The sequence below is a fragment of the Rhodococcus spelaei genome (genome assembly GCF_006704125.1).
Lineage (GTDB): Bacteria > Actinomycetota > Actinomycetes > Mycobacteriales > Mycobacteriaceae > Rhodococcus_G > Rhodococcus_G spelaei.
In genome coordinates this window covers 272927-282773 of the sequence record NZ_VIGH01000009.1, presented here as the reverse complement: position 1 = coordinate 282773, position 9847 = coordinate 272927, and the positions used below count along the sequence as shown (strand labels likewise).

General features: G+C 70.5%; 9 protein-coding genes. 4 read left to right on the top strand and 5 right to left on the bottom strand.

What is annotated here, in order from left to right:
• The 4 genes from FK531_RS22500 to FK531_RS19780 all read left to right on the top strand — a co-directional run.
• Window positions 1-725: HNH endonuclease (locus FK531_RS22500; RefSeq protein ID WP_181763040.1), on the top strand; the 725-nt coding region annotated here is incomplete at its 5' end.
• Between the two features lie 9 nt (window positions 726-734).
• Window positions 735-1430, top strand: a complete 696-nt coding sequence (locus tag FK531_RS19790; protein ID WP_142102414.1) for a transglutaminase domain-containing protein — start codon at window positions 735-737, stop codon at window positions 1428-1430.
• A 10-nt stretch (window positions 1431-1440) separates the two neighbouring features.
• The gene (locus FK531_RS19785) at window positions 1441-1812 is read left to right on the top strand and encodes an SdpI family protein (RefSeq protein WP_142102413.1); all 372 of its coding nucleotides are present in this window, start codon (window positions 1441-1443) and stop codon (window positions 1810-1812) included.
• Window positions 1813-1816: 4 nt separating this feature from the next.
• On the top strand, window positions 1817-3571 hold the full coding sequence (locus FK531_RS19780) for an NTP transferase domain-containing protein (RefSeq protein WP_142102411.1): 1755 nt from the start codon (window positions 1817-1819) through the stop codon (window positions 3569-3571).
• Here FK531_RS19780 and FK531_RS19775 read toward each other — a convergent pair.
• The 5 genes from FK531_RS19775 to FK531_RS19755 all read right to left on the bottom strand — a co-directional run bounded on the left by FK531_RS19775 (window position 3502) and on the right by FK531_RS19755 (window position 9831).
• Window positions 3502-4224 carry a sirohydrochlorin chelatase gene (locus tag FK531_RS19775; protein ID WP_142102409.1) on the bottom strand — a complete coding sequence of 241 codons (723 nt, stop codon included), beginning with the start codon at window positions 4222-4224 and terminating at the stop codon, window positions 3502-3504. The two genes, FK531_RS19780 and FK531_RS19775, sit on opposite strands and share 70 nt — an antisense overlap.
• Window positions 4217-5401 (bottom strand): uroporphyrinogen-III synthase, encoded by a 1185-nt coding sequence (locus FK531_RS19770; protein WP_246098273.1) that lies wholly within the window; start codon window positions 5399-5401, stop codon window positions 4217-4219. The genes FK531_RS19775 and FK531_RS19770 overlap by 8 nt, the downstream gene beginning before the upstream one ends.
• On the bottom strand, window positions 5398-5841 hold the full coding sequence (nirD, locus tag FK531_RS19765) for a nitrite reductase small subunit NirD (protein ID WP_142102408.1): 444 nt from the start codon (window positions 5839-5841) through the stop codon (window positions 5398-5400). The genes FK531_RS19770 and nirD overlap by 4 nt, the downstream gene beginning before the upstream one ends.
• Window positions 5842-5929: 88 nt before the next feature.
• On the bottom strand, window positions 5930-8425 hold the full coding sequence (gene nirB / locus FK531_RS19760; RefSeq protein WP_142102406.1) for a nitrite reductase large subunit NirB: 2496 nt from the start codon (window positions 8423-8425) through the stop codon (window positions 5930-5932).
• 53 nt (window positions 8426-8478) lie between these two features.
• The gene (locus tag FK531_RS19755; protein ID WP_246098282.1) at window positions 8479-9831 is read right to left on the bottom strand and encodes an MFS transporter; all 1353 of its coding nucleotides are present in this window, start codon (window positions 9829-9831) and stop codon (window positions 8479-8481) included.
• Window positions 9832-9847: the final 16 nt, after the last annotated feature.

The window sequence follows — 9847 nt, the reverse complement described above, 5'->3', positions numbered from 1 at the left end:
CGCTCCTCGACTTCGCCACCGACACCCTCGAAGACCTCTACAACAAGTACGGCAACTACCGCACCCACCACGACGAAGACGAGGACGCCCGCGAGGACTACCAGGCAGCGAGGCGCGACGACACCTACACGGCGGCACCAGCGCCGGAGCCCGAGCCGGAGCCGGAGCCGGCCAGCCCACCAGACCCCGACACCATTGCACGCCAACGCAACTCGGGCCTCACCGTCTGCCGCTCCCACATCCTGCCCGCCGGCACCCAACCCCGACGAACACGCCCCGACCCCCTACACACCCCACGACAGCGCGCCGCCCACCTCGACGCCCTCCGCCGCCAACTCACGACAGACCCCGACTCGGTCCGAGCCCTCTTCCCCGACGGCCACGGCGGATTCACCGACCCACCACCCGGCGCCCTCACCTACCGCCCGAACGCCGCCCTCGCCGCGGCCATCCGACTGCGCGACGGCCACTGCCGCCACCCCGGGTGCACCGTCCCCGCCGACCGCTGCCAGATCGACCACATCGTCCCCTTCGACCACACCCGCCCCTGGCTCGGCGGCTGGACCATCGCCACCAACCTCCAGTGCCTCTGCGTCCTGCACCACCAACTCAAAACCGCAGGACTATGGCACTACGACATGCTCACCGACGCAGTCATCCACGCCCACAACACCATCGGTCAACACGACATCACCCAGCCGATCGTCCGACGGAGATACGACTAGCGTTGCGCCATGACGTGCACACTGATGACCAGCTGGCGCGGACGTGAGCTCGTACCCACCACCGGCGAGTCCGAGGGCGGAGTCGACGCGACCCCGATTCTCGACTGGGACCACCTCGAGACCACGCCCGCGACCACCGACGACTTCCTGCGGTCGACCCACCGCTGGGTCCAACAGCACATCCGCGCCGTGTACGCCCTCGACGACACGCAACCGGCATCGGTGACCGTCGCGCGCGGGCGCGGCTCGTGCAGCCAACGGCTCGCGGTAGTCGAGGCGCTGGCAAGACGCAACGGAATCAGCACCCGCGTCGAGGGTCTGGTCCTGCGCGGCGAGTTCTGGTATCCGCGGTTCCGCTACCTGCGACCATTCGTCCCCGACCGTGTACTCCTCGCCTGGCCGAGCTTCCTCGTCGACGGCGAATGGATCGATGCATCAGCCGCATTCGTCGGGGAAAGCTGCACGGCGCCTGAGCCTTTCGCCAACAGTGGCGAGGAGACCCTGTTCGACGCCGCGGCTCGCAATCCCATCAGTTGGAGCGCAGGCACGACATCATCCAGCTGCCTCGACTTGTCCGGCTTCGTCGTTCAGTCGCTGGGCAGTTTCGATTCTCGCGACGACTTGTTCTCCCGGTACGGCCAGACCCTTACCCGACCGGTGCGGACCGTCCTCGAGCCGCTGTTCGGACACTGGTATCCCGGGTAGCCTCGGCCGCATGGAGTCGCTCGCCACGCACGCCCTGATTTTCCTGTCACTGACCGGCGGCGGGGCAGTCGTCATCTGGGTGGCGCGGGCCGGCGCACGTGGCCGGCTGCGCCGCAACGGGTTCGTCGGCTTCCGGACGCCGACGACGATGGCCAGCGACGAGGCGTGGGCGGCCGCGCACCGGGCGGGTGGCCGCCTCGCCGAGATCGGCGGTTGGTGCCTGGCGGCCGCCGGGATCGCCACCCTGTTCCCCGTGTCGGAATCCGCACGCACGGCCGTGTCGCTGTGCGGCGCGATCCTGCTCGGCGGGTTCGTGGCGGCGGGCGCGTGGGTAGGGGTTCGCGCGGCGAGGGACATCGCCCCTCCCGACATGGAACGATGAACCGATGAGCGCCCACACACCATTCGACGCCATCGTCCTGGCCGGCGGCTCGGCCAGCCGCATGGGCGGCGTCGACAAGCCGTCCATCGAGGTCGGCGGGCGCTCGATGCTCCACACCGCGCTCGACGCCGTCGCCGCCGCAGACCGAGTCGTGGTCGTCGGGCCGCATCGCGACGACCTGGACCCGACCATCCGCCAGACCCAGGAGTCACCGCACGGTGCGGGCCCGGTCTCGGCGCTCGCCGCCGGACTGCGGGAGGTCAGCGCCGACCTGGTCGTCACGTTGGCCGCCGACCTTCCGTTCCTCACGCCGTCGACCATCGAACGCCTGCTCGCCGCGCTCGCGGCCGAACCCGCCGCCGACGCCGCGTTCGCGACTGACGAGACCGGCCGGGTGCAGTTCCTGCTCGGACTGTGGCGAACCGGAGCGCTCACGGCCCGACTCGACGCACTCGAGCCGGACGGGCTCGTCAACCGCGCCATGAAGTCACTGGTTCCGAAAAACCATGTCACCGTCCAGATGTCGGGAATCTCCGACTGCGACACCGAGGCGGACGTCGCGGCCGCCCGGGCCCGCACCGCCGCCGCGCCGATGACGATCACGCAGGCCCGGCGGGCGATCCGCGATGACATCCCTCCCCTGGCCACGCGCGTCCTGCCGCCGACACTCGCTCTCGACTCGGTGCTCGCGGAGTCGCTGATCGCCGCCGCTCCTTTTCCCCGGTTCGACGTCTCCGCGATGGATGGCTATGCCGTGTCCGGTTCCGGGCCATGGCAACTCGACACCGCGATCAGGTACGCGGGGTCCGAGGAGGACCTCACGCTCACGCCCGGACACGCGGTGCGGATCGCGACCGGGGCGCACGTGCCGCCGGGCTCGACCTCGGTGGTGCGCGACGAGCACGTCGAACTCGCCGGAACCACCGTCAGTCGGCGACCCGACGTACCGGTCCGCGACGACACCCGGCGCAGCGGCGAAGACTGGCGGCCCGGCGCCCTGCTGGCGACTGCGGGCGCCCGTGTCACCCCCGCGGTCGCCTCCGTCGCGCTCAGCGGCGAGGTCGCGGCGTTGACGGTCCGCGGTCCGGTCCGCGCTCACGTCGTGGTCACCGGGGACGAGATCCGCCGGGACGGCCCGTTGCGCGAGGGACAGACCCGCGACTCGGTCGGTCCGCTGCTGCCGCAATTCCTGTCGTGGTGCGGGGTACGTACAGCCACCGAGTCGCACCTGCGCGACACCGCAGGCGGATTCGACGAACTGCTCGGGCAGCCTGCCGCGGCGACCGGGGCGGACGCCGAGCTGATCGTGATCGTCGGCGCCACCGGCGGCGGGGCGGCCGACCACATGCGCCTGGCGCTGCAGCGACGGGGCGCACGGACGATAGTCGGGCGGGTGCAGGTGCGTCCGGGCGGATCCCAGGTCGTTGCGTCGCTACCGGACGGCCGAATCGTCTTGGGACTGCCCGGAAATCCGTATGCCGCGGTCGCGACGCTGCTGCTGACGGCGCCCGCCGTCGTCGCGGCCCTCACCGGAGAACCGAGCCCTGTCCCGACGACCGGCGTCGTCGCGAACGCCGCTCAGGCGAGCTCGGATTTCCCGCGGATCGTCCCGGTCACCCGCATGCCCGACGGTCGCTGGCACGCGGCGGGCCACGTGCGTACCGCCCACCTGGCCGCGCTCGTCGGAGCTCAGGCCCTCGCGGTCATCGAACCGGCAACGCCCGACGACGGCATCGCGGAACTACTTCCGCTGCGGTAGCGCTCGACGAGCAGTCCCACCAGGTCCGGGTGCACTCCGAGCGGCTCGGCCACGCCGTCCGCACCCGACTCCTCGAGGCGCCGGTGAAACAGACCGTGCGCCAACAGGTACGACGCCACGAACACCCGACGACCGCCGGTCTCGCGTATCCTCCGGACCACGTCCGGCACGCGAGGCTCCGCCGTGGCCACGTACCCGATCTCCACTCGGTCGCCGGTCAGCTCGGCCAGCATCGCGGCCGCCCGGCGCACGTCCGCCAGCGCCCGACGATCCGAGGACCCGGCGGCGGCGAGCACCACCGCGTCGCCGTCGCGCCAGCCTGCCTCGCGCAGTCGCTCGAGCAGCACCCGCGCCAGCACCGGGTCGGGGCCCAGCGCCGGGGTGACGTGCACCTGCGGATGCGCCGAGTCCGCGACCTCGCGCGGGACGTCGGTGTGCACGTGATAGCCGGAGGCCAGGAAGGCCGGCACCACGACCGCCGAACCTGGAAGGTCCCGCAGGACCTCCGCCGGCGACGGGCCGAGCACGTCGACGAACGCGACCCGCGTGGTGCCCACCTGCGCGGACACCCGGTCGGCCAGCGCGGCGACCATGTCCACGCCCCGGGTGCTTCGGGTGCCGTGGGCGACCAGCACCAGTGTCGGCCTAGTCATCGTCTCTCCCCGTGACCGGCTCGTCCCCGCAATCCACCGGGTCGAGGGCCAACCGGTAGCCGCGCTTGACCACGGTCTGCACGATCTTCGGCGCGCCGAGGCAGGCCCGCAGGCGGGCGATCGCCGTCTCCACGGCGTGGGTGTCTCCGCCGCCGCCGGGCAGCACCGCCAGCAGTTCCTCGCGCGAGACCACTCGTCCCGGCCGGTGCGCCAACGTGCGCATCAATGCCATGGCGGCGGGGGCCAACTGGCGAACCTCGCCGTCGACGACCACACACCCGCCACGCACGCTCAGGTCGTGACCGGCCACCCGCAGCCGCACCGACCGCCGCGGGAGCTCCTCGGCGATGTGCCGGGCCAGCGACCCGAGCCGGGCCCGGGACGGGATGGTGGTGGGGACGCCGAGCGCCTCGAGCGGCGCCGCGGTCACCGGTCCGACGCAGACCGCGAGGACCCGAGTGCGCAACGAGTGCAGCAGCGGGTCGACCAGTCCGATCTCCTTGGCACGCATCAACATCGACGCGACCGCGGGCGCGCTGGTGAAGCTGACCGCGTCCAGCGCACCACCGACGGTCGCCTCGATCATCCGATCCATGCCGGTCTGGTCCTCCGGCGGCGTCCACCGGTACACCGGTACGGGAACCACCTCCGCACCCGCCAGCCGCAGTACCTCGCAGAAGTCGGGCAGCGGTTCCCATTCGGTGGTGGCGCCGTGCAACTGCACCGCGATCCGCTTGCCCTCCACGCCCTCTGCCAGCAGGTGGTCGATCACCTCGGCCGACGACTCCGACGGCGGCGACCACTCCTCGCGGAGGTCGGCCGCCCGGATGGCGCCCTTGGCCTTGGGACCGCGCGCGAGGATCCTGGACCCGGACAGTGCGGACGTCAGGCCCTCGGCGAGGCCCCAGCCGTCCGCGGCCTCCATCCAGCCCCGGAAGCCGATGCCGGTGGTGGCCACCGTGATCTCCGCGGGCGAGTCGATCAACTCCCTGGTGACCCGTTCCAACTCCGCATCGTCGACGAGCGGAATGATCCGGATCGCGGCCGCCGCGACGACCGTCGCCCCGCGCCGGGTCAGCAGGGTGCTGAACTCCTCCGACCGCCGGGCCGCGGTCACCCCGACCGTGAAACCGAGCAACGGTTCACCGATCCGGGGCACCGCCCCCGTCTCGCTCACGCGCTGGCAATCTGCGCGTCGGAGCCGTCGGCAGAATGCGCGGCAGAGCCGCTGTGCACCTGCACCACGCCGGCCCACACGCGCACGTCGTAGACCGGCAGCCGTACCGACTCGTCGTCGAGGCAGCGGCCGTCGGCGAGGGAGAAGACCTGCTTGAGCAGGGGCGAGACCACGATGGGTTCGCCTGCCCGGTCCCCGACCAGCCCTCGCGACATCACCGCGGCCCGGCCGAACGGGTCGATGTTCCCGACCGCGTAGAGCGAACCGTCCTCGAGCAGGAACAGCGCGGCCTGCTCGACACCGCGGATGAGCACCGCCACTCCCCGTCCGGGGATCAGGTGACTGAGCGGGCAGGCCGAGGTCCACTCGAGCTTTCCGTCGTTGACGCTCTCGCGTCCGTGTCCGGTCACGTTGTGGGCCCTCGTTTCGATAACGGTCATCACGACCCCTCCTTCGTGCTGGCTTACTTTCTACGTTTCCGGTGTTACCTGGGCGTTAAGGCACGATTCCCGGAGCGTAAGCAGGCCGCTACCGCACAGTCGGCATGCCCATCAGGACCGGAACCTTGCGGGCACCGGACTCGTCGAACACCACGGTCGGGTCGGCCTCCTCCGGGGCGTTGACGAACGAGACGAACCGCGAGAGCTTCTCGGGGTCCTCCAGCACGCCCGCCCACTCGTCCTGGTAACCCTCCACGTGCTTGGCCATCTCCGACTCGAGCTCGTCCGCGATGCCGAGGCTGTCCTCGCAGACCACCTCCTTGAGGTGGTCGAGTCCACCCTCCATCGCCTCCACCCACGGCGCGGTGCGCTGCAGCCGGTCCGCGGTGCGGATGTAGAACATCAGGTACCGGTCGATGTAGCGGACGAGCGTCTCGTCGTCCAGACCGCCGGCCAGCAACTGCGCGTGCTTGGGCGACTGTCCGCCGTTGCCACCGACGTACAGGTTCCAACCGTGCTCGGTCGCGATGACGCCGACGTCCTTGCCCCGGGCCTCCGCACACTCACGCGCGCACCCGGAGACGCCGAACTTGATCTTGTGCGGGGAACGCAGTCCGCGGTAACGGTTCTCGAGTCCCACGGCCATGCCGACGGAGTCCTGGACGCCGTAGCGGCACCAGGTGGACCCGACGCAGCTCTTCACCGTGCGCAGCGACTTGCCGTACGCCTGACCGGATTCCATGCCCGCGTCGACCAGTCGCTTCCAGATCGCGGGGAGCTGTTCGACGCGGGCGCCGAACAGATCGATCCGTTGGCCGCCGGTGACCTTGGTGTAGAGACCGAAATCGCGTGCCACCTCGCCGATCACGATCAGCTGCTCCGGGGTGCACTCGCCGCCCGGCATCCGCGGCACCACCGAGTAGGTGCCGTTCTTCTGGATGTTGGCCAGGAAGTGGTCGTTGGTGTCCTGCAGCGAGGCCTGCTGGCGGTGCAGGATGTGATCGGAGTCGGTCGAGGCGAGGATCGAGGCCACCACCGGCTTGCAGATGTCGCAGCCGGTGCCCTTGCCGTACTTGGTGATCAGCGCGGAGAACGTGCGGGTGCCGGTCGCCCGGATGATCTCGAACAGCTCGGCGCGGGACTGCTCGAAGTGCTCGCACAGGGCCTTGCTCATCACCACACCGGACGACGCGAGCAACTGCTTGATCGTGGGCAGGCAACCGCCGCACGTGGTTCCGGCGTTGGTGCAGGACTTGACCGACGCGATGTCGCACGCGCCGTCGGCGATGGCGCCGCAGATCGTGCCCTTGGTGACGCCGTTGCACGAGCACACCTCGGCGTCGTCGGGCAGCGACCCGACCCCCGGCTTCTCCCCCGCCGGCGAGATCAGGGTGGCGGGATCGCCCGGCAGCTCGCGGCCGACCAGGGGGCGCAGCGAGGCGTACGGCGTCGCGTCGCCGACCAGGATGCCGCCGAGCAGGATCTTGGCGTCGTCCGAGACGACCAGCTTGGCGTAGGTCCCCTTGGCCGCGTCGGAGAGCACCACCTCGAGCGCGCCGGGCGTCGTCGCGTGCGCGTCACCGAAACTGGCGACGTCCACGCCCATCAACTTGAGCTTGGTGGACAGGTCCGCGCCGGGGAACTCGGCGGCGCCACCGAGCAACCGGTCCGCGACGATCTCCGCTGTCGTGTAGCCGGGCGCGACCAGTCCGTAGCAGGTGCCCTCCACCGCGGCGCACTCGCCGACCGCGTAGATCGCCTCGTCCGAAGTGCGGCAACCGAGGTCGGTGACGATGCCGCCGCGCTGGCCGACCTCCAGGCCGGCGTCGCGAGCCAACTGGTCCTGCGGTCGCACGCCCGCCGAGAACACCAGCAGCGCCGCCTCGATGACCGAGCCGTCCGAGAGTTCGACGGTCACGCCGTCGGGGCCCTCGGTGATGCCGGCGGTTCCGACGCCCGCGTGCACGGTGACGCCGAGTTCGGTGACCAGCCGGGCGAGCAGCGCGCCACCGCCCTCGTCGACCTGAAGCGGCATCAGGCGCGGCGCGAACTCCACCACGTGCGGGGTCATCCCCATGAGCCGCAGGGCGTTCGCCGCCTCGAGGCCGAGCAGGCCGCCGCCGACCACGACGCCGACAGCGCCGGGACCGGCCGCCTCGGCGCGGGCCCGGATGCCGTCGAGGTCGTCGAGCGTCCGGTAGACGAAGCACTCGGGGCGGTCGTGTCCGGGGACCGGCGGCACGAAGGCGTACGAGCCCGTCGCCATCACCAGGGCGTCGTAGTCGAGGCTCTCGCCTGCCGACGTGGTGACGGTGCGTCCGGCGCGGTCGATGCTCTCGGCACGGATGCCGGTGCGCAGGTCGACCAGGGAGTCACCGGCGTAGTCATTACCCGCGAGGGCGAGTTCCTTTGCGTCCCAGGAACCGACGTACGAGGACAGTCCCACCCGGTCGTAGGCGGGCAGCGCCTCCTCGCACAGGACGGTGACCCGCCACGCGCCCGCCTCGTCGCGCGCCCGCAGCGCCTCGACGAACCGGTGTCCGACCATTCCGTGGCCCACGACCACTACCGACTTGTCGCTCATGCCGCGCCTCTTCCTCGATAGATCATTCGAATGCCGTTGTTCTGGACTGCAGTTCAGGCCAGCACGGATGTCTGGCTGTCGTCGGCGACGCCGCGCTCGGCCGGACGGCGCAGGAACACCGCCCAGGTCACCACCACGCACACCAGGTAGAAGGCGAGGAAGATCCAGAAGGCCATCGTCGCCGACTTCGCGGGGCTGTTGTAGGAGGCGCGGAGCACCAGGTTGATGCCGACGCCGCCGAGACCACCGATTGCGCCCGCGAACCCGATCAGGGCACCGGACATGCTGCGCGACCAGGCCGCCTTCTCGGACGCACCGAGCTCGTCCATGCCTTGCGCCTTGGCCTCGAAGATGGACGGGATGATCTTGTAGACCGAGCCGTTGCCGAGGCCCGAGAGCAGGAACAGGGCGGTGAACCCGAGCACCAGCGCGGTCGTCGAACCGTTGGTGCTCGCGGTGACCAGCACCGCCGCCGCCAAGGCCATCGCCACGAAGGTGTACAGGGTGATCTTGCCGCCGCCGATGCGGTCGGCGAGCTTGCCGCCGATCGGACGCGCGATCGAACCGAGCAGCGGGCCGATGAAGGCGATCTGCGCGGTGTGCAGCGCCGCCTGCACCGGGGTGTCGCCGCCGGCGAGGTAGTTGATCTGCATGACCTGACCGAACGCGAAGCTGTACCCGATGAAGGAGCCGAACGTACCGATGTACAGGAAGGCGATGACCCAGGAGTCGCGGTACTTCAGGGCCGCGCCCATGGCCCGTAGGTCGGCCTTCTGGTTGCCGAGGTTGTCCATGAACAACGACGCGCCGACTGCCGCGGCGCCGACGAGGACGAGGTAGACGGCGCAGACGATCCAGGCCTTGGTGTTGCCGGCGGTCGCGATGACGAGCAGGCCGACAAGCTGGATCACCGGGACGCCGATGTTGCCGCCGCCCGCGTTCAGGCCGAGCGCCCAGCCCTTGAGTCGTTGCGGGTAGAAGGCGTTGATGTTGGTCATCGACGACGCGAAGTTGCCGCCGCCGACACCCGCCAGCGCCGCCACCAGCAGGAACGTGGTGTAGGAGAAGCCGGGGTTGAGCATCAGGTAGAGCGTCGCCAGCAGCGGCACGAACAGCACCAGGGCGCTGAAGACGGTCCAGTTGCGCCCGCCGAATCGTGCGGTGGCCACGGTGTACGGGATCCGCAAGATGGCACCGACCAGGGTCGGGACCGCAACGAGGAAGAACTTGCCACCAGCGTCGATGCCGTAGACCCCGACCGGCATGAACAGCACCATCACCGACCAGATCGACCACACCGAGAAACCGACGTGCTCTGCGATGACCGACCAGATCAGGTTGCGCCGCGCGATCTGCTTGCCGCCGGCCTCCCAGGCCGCCACGTCCTCCGCGTCCCAGTGCTCGATGTAGTGCGGGCGCGGC